Source organism: Kitasatospora cineracea (assembly GCF_003751605.1).
In the GTDB taxonomy this organism is placed as follows: Bacteria; Actinomycetota; Actinomycetes; order Streptomycetales; family Streptomycetaceae; genus Kitasatospora; species Kitasatospora cineracea.
This window is the reverse complement of sequence record NZ_RJVJ01000002.1, coordinates 563,073-580,831: the sequence shown is the minus strand read 5'-3', so window position 1 is coordinate 580,831 and position 17,759 is coordinate 563,073. Positions and strand designations below refer to the sequence as shown.

Genomic DNA, 17,759 nt, shown 5'->3' with positions numbered 1-17,759 from the left:
CAGCCCCGCCGGAGGCCGCGGGAGCGGTGCCGGCGCGCCCTAGCCGTTCTGCCCCGTGGGGCCGTTGCAGAAGGCGGTGGCAGGGCCGGGTGGATCACGCCCCGACCCGGTGTTTCACCGTGTCGGGGCGAGGCCGTGCAGGTGGGTGACGGCCGGTGCGGCGAGCGGACGCCGGACCGCCCGCCCCCGCGCTGGAGTGCGGGGACGGGCGGCCCGGGGCGTCAGTGGGTGAGGTGGGCCAGGCACAGGGTGTACGAGGTGCTGCCCTTCTCCACCCAGTAGCCGACCTGGGCCTCGGGGACCGCCTTGCAGGCGCTGGTGGTGGAGGTGGAGAACCGGCCCACCACCCGGAAGTCGGCGTCGGAGCTGCCGCAGTCGACGACCGAGACGTCCGGGGAGAAGGTGGTCCCGCTGTTGTGGACGCAGTCGCCGACGGCGGCGTACTCCGGGTCCTGCTGGACGCTGTAGACGATCGCGCCGACGAGCGCCAGCGGCACCAGCAGACCGAGGACCTGCGGCCGCAGGTACAGCGGACGGCCGGTGGGCATGGGCGTGCCCGGGGCGCCCGGGACGGGGGCCGGGAGCTTCCGGAGCTTGAGCCAGGTGACCAGGTTCATCAGCATGGTGACGGGGTTGATCACCATGGACGCGACGCCCCACCAGCCCTGCCACAGGCTGTTCGCGGTCATCCGCCGGACGGTCGCCGTCCCGCAGTCCCGGCAGAACGGGCCGGGCAGGCGCAGGAACCTCATCATCACCAGGAATCCCTGGTGGCCGCGGACCGTGGCCTGCACGGCGGGCATCGAACCGCAGAAGCGGCAGAACGGGCCCGGGTGGAAGCCGGGCCCGGCGGGCGCTCCCCCCGGGCCGGGCTCGGCGCCCGCGGGCGGCGCGGACGGGTCGGCGGACAGGGGCGGGACGGGTACGGACACGGAGTTCCTCCGGCAGGGCACGCGGACGGCGCGCGGGGAAGCGGCAAGGGGGAGCCGTCGGCTCCGGGCGGCAGCGGAACTCCGCTGCGCCCCGCGACGGTTCGCCGGAGAGTAGCGGCTCCGAAGGACAACCCGCACGCCAGTTCCGCGCGCGCGTTCGATCCGGCGTGCGGCGGGAGGCCCCCGGAGGGCGGCGGCAAGGGCGCGCGCAAGGGCGTGCGCTGGGGCGCGCGGAGCGCGGGAGGGCGGTGGGAGGCATGCGCCGCCGGACCATTCGAGCACACAACCCCCACCACGCGTGGTGCTTTTCACATCTTCCGGTGACCATTCGTCAACTCTGGGTAGCGTCCACGATTCCTGGACCGCAAGAGCTCGGCGAGCGGCACCCGCACCCCTCGCAGGAGGCACCCGATGGGATCGATGGACCATTTCAGTTTCGGCTGGCTGACGCCGCTGCTCTCCTACGCGATGGCCTGCGTCGGCGCCGCCCTCGGCCTGCGCTGCACCCTGCGCGCGCTGTCCGCCACCGGCGCCTCCCGCCGCAACTGGCTGCTCACCGCGGCCGCCGCGATCGGCTCCGGGATCTGGACGATGCACTTCGTCGCCATGTTCGGCTTCAGCGTCGACGGCACCGACCTGCGCTACGACGTCCCGCTGACCGTCCTCAGCCTGCTGGTGGCGATCGCCGTGGTCGGCCTCGGCGTGTTCGTGGTCGGCTACGGCCGGCACCGCGGCCGCAGCCTGCTGCTCGGCGGCCTCACCACCGGCGTCGGCGTCGCCGCCATGCACTACCTGGGGATGTCCGCCGTCCGGATCCACGGCGAACTGCGCTACCAGGCCGGCACGGTGGCGCTGTCCGTCCTGATCGCCGTCGGCGCCGCCACCGCCGCGCTGTGGGCCGCCGTCACCATCCGCAACGTGTACGCGGCGGCCGCCGCCGCGCTCGTCATGGGCGTCGCCGTCAGCTGCATGCACTACACCGGCATGGCCGCCGTGCACGTCCACATGGAGCCCGCCCGCACCGGGCTCGGCGGCGCCACCCCGATGCAGTTCGTCTTCCCGCTCGCCGTCGGGCTCGGCTCCTTCCTCTTCCTCACCGCCGCCTTCGTCGCGCTCTCCCCGACCGCGCAGGAACGCGCCGCCTACCGCGAGGCCGGCGAACTCGCCGTCGAGGACCTCGGCCGCGCCGCCTGAGCCCCGCCGCCCGCCCGCCCCGACGACCCCGTGAAAGGCCGCCCCACACCCATGCGCGCAAGCCGAGGCACCTCCCGCAGCGGACCGCCCGCCCCCAGCACCCCGCGCGGCCCCGCCCGCACCCGGCCCGGCGCGCCCCGGCGCGGCGCCCACGCCGGGCCGCCCGCCGACGAGACCCCGCTCACCGTCCCGGCGCCCGTCCGGCCCGGCCTGCGGCCGCGCACCGTCCGGGCCCGGATCGTCGCCGTGCTGATGGTCCCGGTGGTCTCCGTGATGGCGCTGTGGGCGTTCGCCACCGTCACCACCGCGGGCGACGTCTGGGACCTGCTGCGGATCAAGAGCGTCGACACCACCCTGCGCACCCCGCTGGACCGCACCGTCGCCGCCCTGCAGGCCGAACGGGCCGCCGCCGGACAGCTCCTGGCCGCCCCGGGCCCCGACCAGGAGGCCGCGCTGCGCAGCACCGCCCAGGACACCGACCGGGCCGCCGCCCCGCTCACCCTGGCCCCCGGCTACAACCGCGCCGACGCCGAGGGGCTCGGCCCCGAGGCGGCCGGCCGCCTCGACACCCTCGGCCGCGCCGTCGCCGCCCTCCCCGCGCTGCGCACCCGGCTGCTCGACCGCAGCGTCCCGTGGAGCGACGCCTACACCGTCTACACCGCCGCCGTCGACGAGGCCCTCGCCGCCACCGGCTCGCTCACCGCGCTGCAGGACCACCGGGTCGCCGCCGACGCCCGGGTGCTGCTCGAGTTCGCCCGCTCCCGGGAGCAACTCGCCCGCGAGGACGCCCTGGTGCGCGCCGCCCAGCGCAGCGGACAGCTCACCGAGGCCCAGTACCGGCAGATCGTCGGGGCCGGCTACGCCCGCGCCCAGTTCGAGCAGACCGCCGCCCCCGACCTGCGCCCCGCCGACCGCACCGCGCTGGCCGCCGTCACCGGCGGGCCCGAGTACCAGGAACTGCGCCGCTACGAGGAGGCGCTGCTGGACGCCGCCGACCCGCGCGGCGCGCTCGCCGCCGTCCCCGGCACCCGCTGGGCCGCCGCCGCCGACGCCACCGCGCACGCCCTGGCCGACCTCGAACGGCAGGCCGGCACCGCCGCCTCCGAACGGTCCGACCCGTACGCGCTCGGCCTGTTCACCACCTCCGGCGCCACCGTGCTGCTCGGCCTGTTCGCCGTCCTCGGCTCGCTGCTGGTCTCGGTCCGGATCGGCCGCGGCCTGGTCGCCGAACTGCACGCCCTGCGCAACTCCGCCCTCGAACTGGCCGGCCGCAAACTCCCGGACACCATGCGGCGGTTGAGGTCCGGCGAAGAGGTCGACGTGGACGCCGAGGTGCCGCCGCGCGAGCACGGCGGCGACGAGATCGGCCAGGTCCACCACGCCCTCGACAGCGTCCAGCGGGCCGCCGTCACCGCCGCCGTCGAACGCGCCGAGGTGCTCTCCGGCGTCTCCGGCGTGTTCGTCAACCTGGCCCGCCGCAGCCAGGTCCTGGTGCACCGCCAGCTCACCCTGCTGGACGCCATGGAGCGCCGCACCGAGGACCCGGCCGAACTCGACGACCTGTTCAAGCTCGACCACCTCACCACCCGGATGCGCCGCCACGCCGAGGGCCTGATCATCCTCTCCGGCGCCGCCCCCGGCCGCGCCTGGCGCAAGCCCGTCCCGCTCACCGACGTGGTCCGGGCCGCCGTCGCCGAGGTCGAGGAGTACGCCCGGGTCGACGTCCACCGCCTCCCGTACGCCGCCGTCACCGGCCCCGCCGTCGCCGACCTCACCCACCTGGTCGCCGAACTCGTCGAGAACGCCACCGGGTTCTCGCCCCCGCACACCAAGGTCCAGATCCGCGGCGAACAGGTCGGCAACGGCTACGCCCTGGAGATCGAGGACCGCGGCCTCGGCATGGGCCCCGAAGCGCTCTCCGACGCCAACCGGCGGATCGACGCCAGCGACCAGGTCGACCTCTTCGACAGCGACCGGCTCGGCCTGTTCGTGGTCAGCCGGCTCGCCAAACGGCACGGCGTCAAGGTCGCGCTGCGCCCCTCCGCGTACGGCGGCACCACCGCGATCGTGCTGCTCCCGCTCGACCTGCTCGACCTGCACGGGGCCGAACCCCGGCCGGACGAACGGGAGTCGGCCACCGTGCCGGAACTCCCGCCGACGGTGCGGCCGCTGTCCCAGGCGCTCGCCGCACCCCCGGCCCCGGCCCGAGCCCCGCTCGCCCCGCCGCCGCCCGCCCGGCCCGCCGCCGCGGTGCCGCCGCGCCCGCCCGCCGCCGCGGTGCCGCAGCGCCCGCCCGTGCAGGCGCTGCCCTCGCCGGCCGTCCCCGCCGGGCAGGACGACGAACTCCCGCGCCGGGTGCGGCAGGCCAGCCTCGCCCCGCAGCTGCGCGACACCCCGCAGCCGCCCCGCCCCGGGCTGCGCCCCGCCGGACCCGCCGACCGCGACCCCGAACAGGCCCGCACCGCGATGACCGCCTTCCAGCGCGGTTGGCAGCGCGGCCACGCCCACCCGGCCACCGACCGCCCCGCCACCGACCGCGGCGACTTCGACAGAGGAGAGCGCTACCGATGATCGGCACCACCCGCCAGAGCGGCGAACTCAACTGGCTCCTGGACGAGTTGACCACCCGGACGGCCCGGGTCAGGTTCGCCGTCATGCTCTCCGCCGACGGGCTGCCGATGGGCAACTCCACCGGCCTCGGCCGCGAGGACGCCGAACACCTGGCCGCCGTCGCCTCCGGCTTCCACAGCCTGGCCAAGGGTGCCGGGCGCCACTTCGAGGCGGGCGAGGTCCGCCAGACCATGGTCGAACTGGAACGCGGCTACCTGTTCGTGGCCGCCGCCGGACAGGGCTCCTGCCTGGCCGTCTTCGCCGAACCCGACGCCGACCTCGGCCTGGTCGCCTACGAGATGGCCCGCCTGGTCCGCCGGGTCGGCGAACACCTGCACGCCGCCCCGCGCGGCTACTGACCGAGGCCGCGCGCCCACCGCCCGGCCCGAAAGCCCAGCAGAAGGAGGGGAGTTGGCCGATGGCCTACCCGCCCCGGGAGTACCTGCCCGGCACCCCGTTCGGCTACCCGCCGCCGCCCGACCGCCCCGTCCAGTGGTACGACGAGGACGCCGGGCCGATGGTCCGCCCCTACGCGCTCACCAAGGGCCGCACCCGCCCCGGACAGCCCTTCGACCTGATCGCGCTGGTCGTCACCGACGTCCCCGACCCGACCGTGCTGTCGGTCGGCCCCGAGCAGACCGCCATCCTGGAGATCTGCCGGGGCAACGCGCTGTCCGTCGCCGAGATCGCCGCCGACCTCGACCTGCCGCTCGGCGTGGTCCGGGTCCTGCTCGGCGACCTCCTCGACGCCGAACACATCCGGGTCAGCCGCCCCGTCCCGCCGGCGCTGCTCCCGCACGAACACATCCTCCAGGAGGTCATCCATGGGCTCCGCGCCCTCTGACAGCGCCGACCTGGCCCTGAAGATCCTGGTCGCCGGCGGCTTCGGCGTCGGCAAGACCACCCTGGTCGGGGCCGTCAGCGAGATCAAACCCCTGCGCACCGAGGAGCAGTTGACCGCCGCCGGCACCCACGTCGACGACCTCGGCGGCGTGGAACGCAAGACCACCACCACCGTCGCCATGGACTTCGGCCGGATCACCATCCGCGACGGCCTGTCCGTCTACCTGTTCGGCACCCCCGGCCAGGACCGGTTCTGGTTCCTCTGGGACGAACTCGCCCAGGGCGCCCTCGGCGCCGTCGTCCTCGCCGACACCCGCCGCCTCACCGACTGCTTCCCCGCCGTCGACTTCTTCGAGCACCGCGGCATCCCCTTCGTGGTCGCCGTCAACCACTTCGAGGGCAGCCGCGCCTTCCGCCCCGAGGACGTCTCCCGGGCCCTCGACCTCGACCCCGCCACCCCCGTGGTGCCCTGCGACGCCCGCGCCCGGGCCTCCGGCAAGGACGTCCTGATCAGCCTGGTCGAACACGCCGGGAAGGTGCACGCGGCCCGGGTCCTGGCCCAGACCCGCAGCTGACCCGCCCGCCGCCCGCTGCCCGCCGCCCGTTCGTTCCGGGCGGGCCTCAGTCGTACACCTCCTGCGGGAGCACCCGCCGCGGCAGCGGCCGGTCCCAGCCGCCGAGGCGGCCGACCAGGACCCGGCGGGCCAGGACCCGGACCTCGTCCCAGACCGGATCGGCCGCCAGCGCGTCCGCCCAGTGGCCGGGGCCGCCGCGGCGGGCCGCCTCGTCGCAGCGCCGTCCGATCTCCGCCAGGTCCGCCAGGGCCGCGGGTTCGAGGGCACCCCGGTCCGCCATCCCCGCCGCGAGCCGCACCCCGAACCCGGCCTCCTCGGCGACCGCGGCCGTCCGCACCCGGTGCGCGCGGGACCACACCGACTGGTCGGACGGGTCGGCGGCGAGGAAGGCCAGCAGCGGCTCGATCCAGCGCTGCCAGTGCTCGGTGTCGGGGCTCATGGCGGAAGGATGCCAGCAACCCCGCCGCACCCGGCCGCCCGGGCCCGCGGCGCTGCCCGGAGCGCCCGCCCGCCGCCGCCCGCCCGGCTCCGGGTTGAGTAGCATGACCGGCGTGTTCCCCACCCGCGACTAGGACCCCGCACCGCGACCGCCCGCCGCATCCGGCGCCGCGGTCGCCCCGGCGTCCCCGTCCACCGGCGCGCCGCGCGCGCCACTCCCGTTGAGGAACCACCCCACCGTGTCCGCGTCCTACCTCGCCGTGCTGCGCGCCCCCGGCGCCGCCCGGCTGCTCCCGGCCGCCCTGTTCGGCCGCCTCTCCTACGGCACCCTCCCGCTCTCCCTGCTGCTCGCCACCGCCGCCGGCACCGGCTCCTACCCGCGGGCCGGCTGGCTGACGGCCCTGTTCTCGGCGGTCGGCGTGCTGCTCTTCCCGACCCGCGCCGGACTGGTCGACCGGTACGGCCCGCGCCGCACCCTGCCCCCGATGGCCACCGGGTACGCGGCCGTCCTGCTCGCCCTGGCCGCCGCCACCTGGCGCCCCGGCACCCCCTACCCGGTGCTGCTGGCCCTCGCCGCCGCCGCGGGCACCCTCGCCCCGCCGCTCGGACCGGTCACCCGGGCCCAGTGGAGCGTCCTGGCCGCCGACCCCGAACTGCGCCGCCGGGCCTACAGCCTGGACACCGTCGCCGAGGAACTCCTGTACGTCACCGGCCCGCTGCTGGCCGGCCTGCTCGCCGCCGCCGCCCGCCCGGCCGCCGGAATCCTGCTCAGCGCCGCCCTCGCCCTGGGCGGGACGCTCGCCCTGGCCGCCGTCGCCCGCCCGGTGACCGCCACCGGGACGGCCGCCCCGCCCGCCCGCACCGGCACCCGGCACCTGCTCGGCCGGGCCCGCCAGCCGCTCGCCGCCGCCGCGGGCGCCGGGGCGGGCCTGGCCGCGTTCTCGCTGCTCGCGGTGGTCTTCGCCGGACGCCACGGCAACCCCGCCGCCGTCGCCTGGGTCGAGGCGGCCCTCGCCGCGGGCAGCGCGACCGGCGGGCTGCTCCTCGGCGCCGCCGACTGGCGGGCCCCCGCCGCCACCCGCCTCACCCTCCTGACCGCGGCCCTCGCCGCCGCCCTCGCCCTCACCGCCCTCGCCCCCACCCTCCCGGCCCTGACCGCCGTCGCCGCCCTGGCCGGCCTCGCCGTCGCCCCGACCCTCACCACCGCCTACCTCCTCACCGACGAACTCGCCGCCCCCACCGAGCGCACCCGGGCCGGAGCCTGGGTCAACTCCTCCTTCAACGCCGGAAGTTCCACCGCCACCGCCCTCACCGGTACCCTCCTCGGCCACCTCCCCCTCACCACCTGCCTGCTCCTGACCGCGACCCCGCCACTGGCCGCCCTCGCGCTGCGGAGGCGGACCCGGAACCCGTGACGGAACGGGCCGCCCCGGCCGGAGGCCCGCCGCCGGAACTTCCCGCCGCGCGGGCGATGAGTTCCGGCGGCGGGTCCCGTCCGACCTGGTATGAACCGCATCATCACTGACAGCCCCAGCCGGGACCGGTGCGCCGCCGGGGCGTCCCGCCCGGCCCACGACTTCGCCGAGGTGGTCCGATGAGCACCGTCGAGGTGAACGGGACGCGGCTCGGCGTCGAGGTGTTCGGCGGCGACGGCGGCGGGGGCGCGCCGCCGGTGCTGCTGGTGGGGGCGCCGACGATGCTCTCCTGGCCCGATGCGCTGTGCGAGCGCCTGGCGGCGGGCGGGCGCCGGGTGGTGCGCTACGACCTGCGGGACAGCGGGGAGTCGGCGACGGCCGATCCGGCGGTGCCCGCCTACACGCTGCGCACCCTCGCCGCCGACGCGGCGGCCCTGGCCGGGGCGTTCGGCGGGGGCCGGGTGCACCTGGCGGGTGTCGGGGTCGGCGGGATGGTCGCGCAGGTGGCCGCGCTGGAGCACCCCGGTGCGTTCTCGGCGCTGACCCTGGTCGGCACCCGCCCGGTCGCCCCCGGCCCGGTCGACGGCGACCTGCCCGACCACCACGGCCCGACCATGAAGCGGCTGTTCGCCCGTCCGCGGCCGGACTGGACCGACCGCGCGGCGGTCGCGGAGTTCGCGGCGGGCAGCGCGGAGATCCGCGGCGACGACCCCGCCGCCGCCCGGTCCACCGCCGCCCGGATCTGGGACCGCACCCCCGCCGGCGCGGCCGCCCCCGTCCACCTGGCCAACCAGCTGGGCACGGTCTTCGCCCGTCTCGACTGCACCCCCCGCTGGCGCGAACGCCTCCCCGCGCTCGACCTTCCCGCCCTGGTCGTCCACGGCCGCCGTGACCGCTTCTTCCCGCTCGGCAACGGCGAGGCCCTGGCCCGCGAGATCCCCGGCGCCCGCCTCCTGGTCCTGGACGACGCCGCGACCGCCCTCCCGGCCCCGGCCGCACCCGAGGTCGCCGCGGCCATGCTCGCCCTCGACCGGACCTGACCGGGGCGGGCGGCTACGGCCCCGGCACCGCGCGCGTCAGCACGTAGGCGTCCCCGGCGTCGGGGTCCCCGGTGAAGAAGAACAGCCCGACCCCGCCCTGCCGGTCGCGTCCGACGTGGAGGGACCACGCGTACGCCGCCGGGGGCGGGGCCGGGGACGCGGTGGCGGCTGCCGGGGCGGGGGAGCGGCGCTCGACCCCGGTCCGGGCGGTCAGGGCGAGCCGGACGACCTGGCCGCCCTGACGGTCGGTCAGCTGCCAGGTGCCGGTGCCGGAGAGGCGCCAGCCGTCGTCGAAGTCGAAGTCCTGCCCGTCGAGCTCCGTGAGCAGGGCCGTGCCGTCCTGGCGGAGCAGCACGGCCTCTGAGGAGGATCGGAACGGCCAGTGGCGACAACGGGCCGATCTTGGTTCCGGTTCGGTGAACCGGGCTGTCTGCGCTGGTCAGCGGCCGTACGTTCCGGCTCATGCCAGTTGATTTCCTGTCTGACGATCAGGTCTCCCGCTACGGCCGGTTCGCGGCCGAGCCGACGCCCGGCGAGCTGGAGCAGTTCTTCCGCCTGGACGCGCCGGGGCTGGAGGCGGCCCGCTCGAAGCGGTCCCCGGCCAACCGGCTCGGCTTCGCGGTGCTGTGGGGCTCGGTGCGGATGCTCGGGGTGTTCCCGACCGAGGACCTGGCGGTGGTGCCGGCCGGCTTCTCATGGGATGAACTTCACCTCTGGGAAGGCCGCGCTCGGTCCGTCGAGCAGATGTCCCTGGCGGTGTCGCAGGTGCTGGTCGAAGAACGCGAGTGGGTAGGCCTGCTGGATCCGGACCGCCCGGGTCGGATCGAGGGTGCCGATCATGTCCTGGATCTGCTGGCTCGTCATGCCGAGGATCGTGCCCGCTTGCGGGATCAGTGTCGCGTCGTCGCCGTACGTCTTGTGGATGGCCCCGTCGGCCTGGATGTTCAGGCGCCAGCCGTGAAGGTGGGTCCAGAACTCGGCGACGTCCGGCATGCCGGCCCGGGTGAAGTCGGCGGTCATCATCATGAACGGCCGGTCCAGGTCGATGGTGATGGTCGGCTGCATCGGGCCGTCGAGACTGAGCCCGGCGCCAATGCGCTGGTCGGCGAGCATGGCGAGCGCGGTGGCGGTGCCGCCCTTCGACCAGCCGAACGCGCCGATGCGCCTCGGATCGAGGGCGCCGAGCAGCCCCTGGGGCAGTGGCCTGCCGTCGGCGTCGGGGTTGTGCCCGGCGGCTATGGCCTCGACGGCGTCGAGCACGAACCGGATGTCCGTGGCGTAGTCCTGGGGCCCCAGGAACGGCGGAACGTCTGCCGGGGCAGTAAGTCGGCCGTCGGGGAACTCGCTGAACGCGTCGTACGTGTGGTCGACGGTGACCACGGCGTAGCCGTGGCTGGCGAGTTCCTGGACCATGATCGTATGGTCGCCGCGATGGCTGCCCGCGCCGTGCGAGTACACGAGGACGGGCAGGCGGCGGCCCGTTCGGTGCACGGGGGCGCCCACGTGTGCGGCGGTGAGTGGGCCGAGGGCCGGGTCCAGGGGAAAGCCGACGTCCGCCAGGAACGCCCGCAGCGCGCCCCGGGTCATCCAGGGAGCACGCGGCAGGCCGTCCGTTTTGCGAGCGGGGTACCAGACGCTGGCCATCAGCTCGCGGTGATGCCCCGGGCCGGCCACAGGATCCGGACGCGAGGTGTCGACGAGGTGGAGCGCCACCGTGCCCACCGGGTGCGGCCCGGTGGGCCTGGGCAGCGTGAGCTGCGACGGGCCGGGGGCGGCCGGAGCCGCCCAGGCCTGGCGCGCTGCGCTGATCGGCACGGCGGCCCCGACCCCCGCGGCCAGCGTGGCCGCGAGCAAGCGACGGCGCGTCGCGTCCGCCGTGGTGACCGGTGTGATGGTCACGTGTCCTCCCTGGGTTTCTCGGACGGTGTTCGGCGTGCTGTCCGGGTCCGTCGGACGTCGGCGGGAGCCGCTCACGGCTCACCGCGGTTCGCCGGGCTGCGGATCAGGACTCCGGGTCTGAGCTGCCGTGCTCGATCTGGTGGATGAGTCGCTTGAGCTGGGCGACCTCGTCCCGCAGGGCGCGGTCGCCCGCAGGAGTGGGGGAGAGCCAGGTGCGGGCGCGTTTGCCCTCGTAGCCCTTCTCGATCTCCACCAGCCCGGCCTTCTCCAGCACGGACAGATGCTGGCTGAGGTTTCCGGCAGTGAGGCCGAGCGCCGTGCGCAGGAAGCCGAACTCGACCCGGCGCGCCTGGTGGGCAACGGTGAGGATGCCCAGACGCACGCGCTGGTGGACCACGTCGTCCAGGCCGGTGACGGGGTGCTGCTCGGGCTGATCGGTCATGACGCGTTGCGCCGGCCGGACAGCTCGGCCAGGCCGAAACCGAGCGCGCCGAGCAGGAGAAGCGTGCCGGGGACGCCGAAGGTGGGCAGAGCGGACCACGGCGAGGTGAACGGGATCCCCGCCCAGCCGGTGGACAGCGGCACCAGCTCGATGGCCAGGTACACCACAGCGAGCAGCAGCAAGGCGCGGCTGCGCTCCACCCAGGCCAGCACCAGCAGCGGCAGCCCGACGGCCATGGCGTTCCCGGCGAGCCGTTCGAGGAACCTCGTCACCCCGGAAGTGGGGTCGAGGTGCAGGCCCCAGAAGTCGAGCCGCTCGCCGAGCTGCACCATCCCGTGCCGCAGGCTCCAGAGCGCGGTGGCACTCACCAGGGCGACCAGGACGATCCCCGTCAGGACGTAGGGCCGGACCCGGGTCCCGACACCGCGGTTGCGGGAGCGGCGGATGTAGAAGAACGCCGTCGCGACGTAGGCCAGGGCGAGCCCGAGGGGCCAGTAGAGCGCTGAGCCCTGCGTGACCAGGGTGCAGCCGCCCGCTGCGGCTTCGCTCGCCGGGCAGGCAACGGTCTCGACCTTGAAGGTGAAACGGCCGACCAGGATCCCGCCCAGTGTGAGCACGCCCAGCAGCAGGAGGGGGAACCAGGTGCCGCGCTGCGCGGCCCGGACCTTGCGGGTCAGGTCGCCGAGGCCTGTCAGGACTTCACGGGGCGTGCCCGACGAGGGCACTGATGCATCTGTCATGCCATCAGCTTTGCATAACAAACCATTTATGGCAAGAAACCTATGTGCACTCCAAGATCGGATCCGGGAAACCCGGTGGTCCGAGGCCGACCCGTTGGCCCGCGTTGATGCCCAGGGGCCACCAAGCCCTCATCCGAACACTTTCAGACGCGCGCCGCCGACAGGACGCAGGCTTCAACAAACCGTCGTTTTCCGAAGACCAGCCGCCGGACCGCCCGACGGCCCCTCGGAGTCTTCAAAAACTCCTTCAACAACCGGGACTGTTCAAGAACTTCGGAACACCGTTTTCTGACAGAATCCCGGGCGTGAGCACCCCCTTCGAGCCCGACACCTTCGATCTTCTGGTCGCCGAACCCGCCCACCGCACCGAGATCCTCATCGGCTACGCCCGGGTCTCCACCGGCGGGCAGAAGCTCGACCGACAGATCGACGCCCTCACCGCCGCCGGGTGCCGCCGGATCTTCGCCGACAAGAAGTCCGGCAAGGGCGACCTGCGACCCGAGCTGAAGGCGTGCCACGCCTTCCTCGCTCCGGGCGACACCCTGGTGGTCCCCGCGCTCGACCGCTACGGCCGATCCCTCAAAGACCTGGTGAACATGGTCGGCGAACTTCGCCGTCGTGAGATCGGCTTCTGCTCACTGCACGAGCGCCTGGACACCACCACCCCCGGCGGCCGGCTCGTCTTCCACGTCTTCGCCGCACTCGCCGAGTTCATCCGCGAGCTGATCGTCTCCGGCACCCGCGAGGGTCTGGACGCTGCCCGCGCCCGCGGTCGGGTCGGCGGTCGGCCCACCGTCGCCACCCCAGAGATCATCCGGGCCGCCCGTGACCTGCTGCCCAACCCCGAGAACTCGATCACTTCGATCGCCAAGCTCCTCGGCGTCAGCCCCGGCACCCTCTACAACCACATCCCCGATCTGCAGGAGCTCCGCGCCTCCGGCCGTGTCCCGCACCAGCTCACCACCGACTGAACCAGCTACGGGTGGTCAGTCGTTCGGCACGCCGTACAGGTGCCGCGCGGGCGGCTACGGCCCCGGCACCGCGCGCGTCAGCACGTAGGTGTCCCCGGCGTCGGGGTCCCCGGTGAAGAAGAACAGCCCGACCCCGCCCTGCCGGTCGCGTCCGACGTGGAGGGACCACGCGTACGCCGCCGGGGGCGGGGCCGGGGACGCGGTGGCGGCGGCCGGGCGGGGGAGCGGTGCTAGACCCCGGTCCGGGCGGTCAGGGCGAGCCGGACGACCTGGCCGCCCTGGCGGTCGGTCAGCTGCCAGGTGCCGGTGCCGGAGAGGCGCCAGCCGTCGTCGAAGTCGAAGTCCTGCCCGTCGAGCTCCGTGAGCAGGGCCGTGCCGTCCTGGCGGAGCAGCACGGCGGCGCCGGCGGCGTGCTGCCAGCCGCCGGCGAGGTCGGCCGCCATGGTGTCGTGGGCGCCCGTGCCCTCGTAGTACTGGAAGGGGTCGGCGCACGCCGTCAGGGCGGCCAGTGCCACCGCCGGGCCGCCGAGGGCCGCCGCCCACCCGCGTCGCCTGTCTCCGCCCGCCACCGGGCACCTCCCGTTCCGGGCCCGCGCCGGTCGGTCGGGGAGCGGGCCGTGCGGGAACACCCTGTCAGGAAAACTGAACGCGTTCAACTTTTCGGGAGTGGCGGCGCAGCAGGCGTTCGGCGACGGCCAGGTCGAGGAGCCAGGAGGCCCAGGCGCCGGAGGCGTAGACGGCGGCGGGGGAGAGGGGGTGAGGGCGAGCAGGAGGAGCCAGAGGCGGAAGGTGACGGCGGTGAACATCAGGGCGTAGGAGCGGAGCATCCAGCGGCGGTGAGCGGGGACGCGGCCGTGGCGGGCGTGGTGCAGGCCGAGGGCGGTGGTGGTGAGGGTGAGCAGGGCGAGGACGGTGAAGCCGAGCGGGGCGACGGGCGGGTGGAGGCCGTGCGGGGCGATCAGCAGGCCGCCGAGGCCGGTCGCGGCGGCGGCCAGGACGTAGAGGCGGCCGGTCCAGCGGTGCACGGCGGGGTGGCGGGCGCGCAGACCTGGGAGGAACTGGGGCAGGCCGACGACGAGCGCGGTGACGCCGCCGCCGATGTGCAGCAGCAGCGGGGCGAGGTGGGCGAGGTAGACGGTGCGCTGGTCGACGAGGAAGGTGTCGGGGTCGAGGGTGAAGTAGCGGGCGGAGACGGCGGCGACCAGCAGCGCGAGGACGGCGACGGCGGTCCGGCCGGCCCGGTGCAGGACGCCGGACCGTCCGGCGGGCGTGGGCGGTTCGGCAGGGGTGGCAGGTTCGGCGGGGGCGGATCGTCCGGCAGGCGTGGGAAGTTCGGTCGGCGGGGGTATCTCGGCGGGGGCGAACGGTCCGGCGGGCGCGGGCGGTTCGGTCGGCGCGGCAGGTTCGGCGGGGGCGGATCGTCCGGCAGGCGTGGGAAGTTCGGTCGGCGGGGGGATCTCGGAGGGGGCGAACGGTCCGGCGGGCGCGGGCGGTTCGGTCGGCGCGGCAGGTTCGGCCGGGGAGGGGCGGTGGGGTGTCATGCCGGGGACGCTACGGAGCGGCCGCGGCCCGCGGCGTCCCCCCGGCGGGGGCGGCCGGCGTACCCCAGCGGGGGTAGCGACCCTGCTCCGTCCCCGAGACCGGTGGACGCCGGGGTCGGGGACGGGCCGGTTCGGGTAGGTTCTGCCCGGCCGCCGGGGGTTCGGCCCGGTACCCGCCCACCAGCACCGAGGACACCGCACGATGCTGCTCACCGTCGCCGACCGGCTCGGACTCCCCGTGCTCGCCCGCTGGTTGGACCGGCTCCCGGCCCCGGTCGCGGACGCCGCGCCCGCCGTCGTGCTGGGCGTGGCGATGCTGGTCGAACGGCTGGGGGCGGCGGCCCGGATCGGCGACCGGATGCCGGTCGCGCTGGCCCTGACCGTCCTGCTGGCCCTCCCCGTGGCCCTCCGCCGCCGCGCCCCGATGGCCGCCTACCTGGTGGCGACGCTGGCGCTGATCGTCGAGGCGCAGCTGGTCTCGCCGAGCCCGGTCTCGCCGTACGCCAACCTGCTGGGCGCGTACGCCGCGGGCCGGTACGGGGGCCGCGGCCGGGCCGGGTGGGGGCCGCCGCTGGTGGTGGCGGGAGTGGTGGGGTACTTCGCCGGGCAGGACGTCGAGGTGGTGATGCCGGTGGGCCTCCTCGCGCTGTGGCTGGCGGTGTGGACGTACGGCTGGACGGACGCGCACCGGCTGGCCGCGCAGGCGGTCGAACGGCGGCGGGTCCGGGCCGAGTTGCTCGCCGAGGAGCGGACCAGGATCGCCCGCGAGGTGCACGACCTGGTCGGCCACTCGCTGAACCTGATGCTGGTGCAGGCCGGCGCCGCCCGGCGGCTGCTCGACCGCACCCCCGGGCGCAGCCGCGAACTGCTGCTGGAGGTCGAGCGGACCGGCAACGACGCGCTCGGCGAACTCGACCGGGTGCTGGGCCTGTTGCGCGGCGCCGCGCCCCAGCACCCGGACGGCGCACCGGCCGTCGAGCCGGGCCTCGACCAACTCCCCTACCTGGCCGAGCGGATGGACCGGGCCGGGTTGGCCGTCGACCTGCACCGCGACACCCCGTCGCTGCCCGCCGAGCAGGACCGCTGCGCCTACCGGGTGGTCCAGGAGGCGCTGACCAACGCGCTGCGGCACTCCGGCGCCGGGCACGCCGCCGTCCGGGTGGTGCGGCAGGACGGCGTCACCGTGGTGGAGGTCGCCGACGACGGCTCCGGCCCGCCGCCCGGCCACCGCCCCGGCCGCGGCCTGACCGGCATCGCCGAGCGCGCCGCCCGCCTGCACGGCACCGCCGAGCACGGGCCGGGCCCGGACGGCGGCTTCCTGGTCCGGGTCACCCTCCCCGCCGGGCCGCAGCGGTGAGCGCCCCGACCGCCGGTCCGGTCCGGGTGCTGATCGCCGACGACGACCCGCTGCTGCGCGCCGGGCTCGCCGTGGTGCTGGAGACCGCCGACCGGATCGAGGTGGTCGCCCGGGCCGAGGACGGCCTGCGGGCCGTCGAACTCGCCCGCGCCCTGCGGCCCGACGTGGTCCTGATGGACGTCCGGATGCCCGGCTGCGACGGCATCGAGGCGACCCGGCGGCTGGCCGGGACGGGCGTGCGGGTGCTGGTGCTGACCACCTTCCGGCACGACGAGTACGTGTGGGGCGCGCTGCGGGCCGGGGCGGCCGGGTTCCTGCTCAAGCGGGCCTCGCCGGAGCGGCTGATCGACGCGGTGCACGCCGTGGCCGCGGGCGAGGCCGTCCTCGACCCGGCCGTCACCCGGGACCTGCTCGGCCACCTGCTGGCCGCCCCCGCCCCGCAGCCGCCGCCGGACGCCGGCGGCCCGCTGGCGGCGCTCACCGCCCGCGAGCGGGAGGTGCTGCGGCTGGCCGCCGACGGGCACCCCAACGAGGAGATCGCCGCGCTCCTGCACCTCGCCGAGTCCACCGTGAAGACGCACGTCAAACGGATCCTCGGCAAGCTCGGCGCGCGCGACCGCTCGCAGGCGGTGGCCGCCGCGTACCGGCACGGGCTGATGGGCCCGCAGCCGTACCGGTCGGCCGGGCCCGGCCTTCCGTGACACTCCGCCACTGACGGGGTGTCAGGGGAACGCGCCGGTACGGTCGTACATTGACCGGATGATCGTGGAGAACGGGCCGGGGGCCGGGCGGCCGGAGCGCTACGGGTGGGGCCCCTCCGGGCGGCGGCTCGCCGAACAGGGCCGGTGGGACGAACTGCTGGAACGCTTCCGGCTCGCCAGGGCCCTCGGCGACCCGCTCTCCGGCCCGCTCGGCCACCTGCTCGCGTACGGCGCGCCCGCCGCCCTCGCCGCCCGGCTGTTCGACCCCGACGGCGGGCCCGGCGCCCCCGCGACCGCCGCCGACCACGACGCCGGACCGCTCTGGGAGGTGCTCGCCACCCGCCACCCCCGGGCCGTCCTGGACGCCCTCCCGCTGCCGCCCCCGATCCGCCGGCTCGCCGTCCACACCCGCGCCCTGCTCGGCGAGGACCCCGGCGCCGACCTCGACCCGGCCGGGGTGCCGTACCGGCTGCAGCCCTGGAGGAGGGCGGCTGGGAGCGCGACACCCGGGTCCGCGAGTACCTGCCCGGCGGCGGCGCCCGGCGCGCCCTGCACCTCGCCCCGCCCACCCGCGAAGGGCTCGCCGTCCTCGAACTCCCCAACCCCGGAAGCCGGTTGACCGGCCTCCCGGCCACCGCCGCACTCGCCGCACTGGCCGACTGGACCACCGCCGTCTGCGTCCGCGGCCGCGCCGCCGACGCCGCCGCCCAACTGGCCGGCGGCCCCGAGGTCACCGGCGGCCGGCTCCCGTTCGCCGCCCTCTACCCCGCCCTGGTCCACCTCGCCTCCGCCCGCCCCGACCGCGGCACCGCCCAGGGACGGCTCGCCGTCTGGCAGCTGCTCACCGCGATGGACGGCGCCGCCACCCCCTCCCGCCCCCGCACCGAAGCCCTGGTCGCCCGGCTGCACTGCCTCGCCTGGACCGAACCCGCCGACGACCTCCGCCACCTCCACCTCGCCCTGGAGGACCCCGCCACCGGCCTCGCCTGGGCCCTCTCCGGCACCACCCCCGAACCCGCCTGACCGGCCCGCCCCCGCCGGCACCCGGAACCGCACCCGCT

19 protein-coding genes and 1 pseudogene are annotated in these 17,759 nt (G+C 75.9%); 13 read left to right on the top strand and 7 right to left on the bottom strand.

All coding sequences use genetic code 11. The annotated features are described in order from the left end of the window. Positions 1–221: 221 nt before the first annotated feature. The gene (locus EDD39_RS29095) at positions 222–932 is read right to left on the bottom strand and encodes an LppU/SCO3897 family protein (RefSeq protein ID WP_123561755.1); all 711 of its coding nucleotides are present in this window, start codon (positions 930–932) and stop codon (positions 222–224) included. Between the two features lie 411 nt (positions 933–1,343). Here EDD39_RS29095 and EDD39_RS29090 point away from each other — a divergent pair, with 411 nt between their 5' ends. Genes EDD39_RS29090 through EDD39_RS29070 form a run of 5 tightly spaced genes read left to right on the top strand, consistent with a single transcriptional unit; the run spans position 1,344 to position 6,154 of the window. Then, positions 1,344–2,126 carry an MHYT domain-containing protein gene (locus EDD39_RS29090; RefSeq protein WP_123561753.1) on the top strand — a complete coding sequence of 261 codons (783 nt, stop codon included), beginning with the start codon at positions 1,344–1,346 and terminating at the stop codon, positions 2,124–2,126. A gap of 51 nt (positions 2,127–2,177) precedes the next feature. Further along, on the top strand, positions 2,178–4,697 hold the full coding sequence (locus EDD39_RS29085; RefSeq protein WP_123561751.1) for a sensor histidine kinase: 2,520 nt from the start codon (positions 2,178–2,180) through the stop codon (positions 4,695–4,697). Then, a complete protein-coding gene (locus EDD39_RS29080; protein WP_030462186.1) occupies positions 4,694–5,095 on the top strand; it encodes a roadblock/LC7 domain-containing protein in 402 nt (133 codons plus the stop codon). Before EDD39_RS29085 ends, EDD39_RS29080 begins: the two co-directional genes overlap by 4 nt. A 59-nt stretch (positions 5,096–5,154) precedes the next feature. Further along, entirely contained in the window at positions 5,155–5,580 is a 426-nt protein-coding gene (locus EDD39_RS29075) for a DUF742 domain-containing protein (protein ID WP_425269772.1), read from the top strand. Continuing rightward, entirely contained in the window at positions 5,561–6,154 is a 594-nt protein-coding gene (locus EDD39_RS29070; protein WP_123561748.1) for a GTP-binding protein, read from the top strand. Before EDD39_RS29075 ends, EDD39_RS29070 begins: the two co-directional genes overlap by 20 nt. 46 nt (positions 6,155–6,200) lie before the next feature. Here the strand turns inward: EDD39_RS29070 and EDD39_RS29065 are convergent, their stop codons facing one another. Next, on the bottom strand, positions 6,201–6,593 hold the full coding sequence (locus EDD39_RS29065) for a hypothetical protein (RefSeq protein WP_123561746.1): 393 nt from the start codon (positions 6,591–6,593) through the stop codon (positions 6,201–6,203). Positions 6,594–6,831: 238 nt separating this feature from the next. Here EDD39_RS29065 and EDD39_RS29060 point away from each other — a divergent pair, with 238 nt between their 5' ends. Beyond that, positions 6,832–8,007 (top strand): MFS transporter, encoded by a 1,176-nt coding sequence (locus EDD39_RS29060; protein WP_123561744.1) that lies wholly within the window; start codon positions 6,832–6,834, stop codon positions 8,005–8,007. A gap of 179 nt (positions 8,008–8,186) precedes the next feature. Continuing rightward, positions 8,187–9,047, top strand: a complete 861-nt coding sequence (locus tag EDD39_RS29055) for an alpha/beta fold hydrolase (protein ID WP_123561742.1) — start codon at positions 8,187–8,189, stop codon at positions 9,045–9,047. Between the two features lie 13 nt (positions 9,048–9,060). Here the strand turns inward: EDD39_RS29055 and EDD39_RS29050 are convergent, their stop codons facing one another. Continuing rightward, positions 9,061–9,402 carry a hypothetical protein gene (locus tag EDD39_RS29050; RefSeq protein ID WP_123561740.1) on the bottom strand — a complete coding sequence of 114 codons (342 nt, stop codon included), beginning with the start codon at positions 9,400–9,402 and terminating at the stop codon, positions 9,061–9,063. 107 nt (positions 9,403–9,509) lie between these two features. Here EDD39_RS29050 and EDD39_RS42800 point away from each other — a divergent pair. Continuing rightward, positions 9,510–9,719, top strand: a pseudogene (locus tag EDD39_RS42800) (DUF4158 domain-containing protein); the annotation flags it as partial. A gap of 21 nt (positions 9,720–9,740) precedes the next feature. Here the strand turns inward: EDD39_RS42800 and EDD39_RS29040 are convergent. From EDD39_RS29040 to EDD39_RS29030, 3 genes are all read right to left on the bottom strand, one after another. After that, on the bottom strand, positions 9,741–10,946 hold the full coding sequence (locus EDD39_RS29040; RefSeq protein WP_123561738.1) for an alpha/beta hydrolase family protein: 1,206 nt from the start codon (positions 10,944–10,946) through the stop codon (positions 9,741–9,743). Between the two features lie 103 nt (positions 10,947–11,049). Further along, positions 11,050–11,388 carry a winged helix-turn-helix domain-containing protein gene (locus EDD39_RS29035; protein ID WP_123561736.1) on the bottom strand — a complete coding sequence of 113 codons (339 nt, stop codon included), beginning with the start codon at positions 11,386–11,388 and terminating at the stop codon, positions 11,050–11,052. Next, positions 11,385–12,128, bottom strand: coding sequence for a hypothetical protein (locus tag EDD39_RS29030; protein ID WP_148089554.1), 744 nt, complete (start codon positions 12,126–12,128; stop codon positions 11,385–11,387). The genes EDD39_RS29035 and EDD39_RS29030 overlap by 4 nt, the downstream gene beginning before the upstream one ends. 305 nt (positions 12,129–12,433) lie before the next feature. Here EDD39_RS29030 and EDD39_RS29025 point away from each other — a divergent pair, with 305 nt between their 5' ends. Next, positions 12,434–13,099 carry a recombinase family protein gene (locus tag EDD39_RS29025; protein WP_123561732.1) on the top strand — a complete coding sequence of 222 codons (666 nt, stop codon included), beginning with the start codon at positions 12,434–12,436 and terminating at the stop codon, positions 13,097–13,099. 230 nt (positions 13,100–13,329) lie between these two features. Here EDD39_RS29025 and EDD39_RS41495 read toward each other — a convergent pair whose 3' ends face one another. Then, the gene (locus tag EDD39_RS41495; RefSeq protein ID WP_244257345.1) at positions 13,330–14,640 is read right to left on the bottom strand and encodes a DUF2306 domain-containing protein; all 1,311 of its coding nucleotides are present in this window, start codon (positions 14,638–14,640) and stop codon (positions 13,330–13,332) included. A 202-nt stretch (positions 14,641–14,842) separates the two neighbouring features. On the opposite strand from EDD39_RS41495, the gene EDD39_RS29010 reads away from it, so the two are divergent. Genes EDD39_RS29010 through EDD39_RS28995 form a run of 4 tightly spaced genes read left to right on the top strand, consistent with a single transcriptional unit; the run spans position 14,843 to position 17,721 of the window. Continuing rightward, positions 14,843–15,997: a sensor histidine kinase gene (locus EDD39_RS29010; RefSeq protein ID WP_123561730.1), complete on the top strand. Its 1,155-nt coding sequence runs from the start codon at positions 14,843–14,845 to the stop codon at positions 15,995–15,997. Further along, entirely contained in the window at positions 15,994–16,698 is a 705-nt protein-coding gene (locus EDD39_RS29005; RefSeq protein WP_123561728.1) for a response regulator, read from the top strand. The genes EDD39_RS29010 and EDD39_RS29005 overlap by 4 nt, the downstream gene beginning before the upstream one ends. A 58-nt stretch (positions 16,699–16,756) precedes the next feature. Continuing rightward, the gene (locus EDD39_RS29000; protein ID WP_123561726.1) at positions 16,757–17,317 is read left to right on the top strand and encodes a hypothetical protein; all 561 of its coding nucleotides are present in this window, start codon (positions 16,757–16,759) and stop codon (positions 17,315–17,317) included. Further along, a complete protein-coding gene (locus EDD39_RS28995; RefSeq protein WP_123561724.1) occupies positions 17,314–17,721 on the top strand; it encodes a hypothetical protein in 408 nt (135 codons plus the stop codon). The genes EDD39_RS29000 and EDD39_RS28995 overlap by 4 nt, the downstream gene beginning before the upstream one ends. The last annotated feature ends 38 nt before the right edge of the window (positions 17,722–17,759 follow it).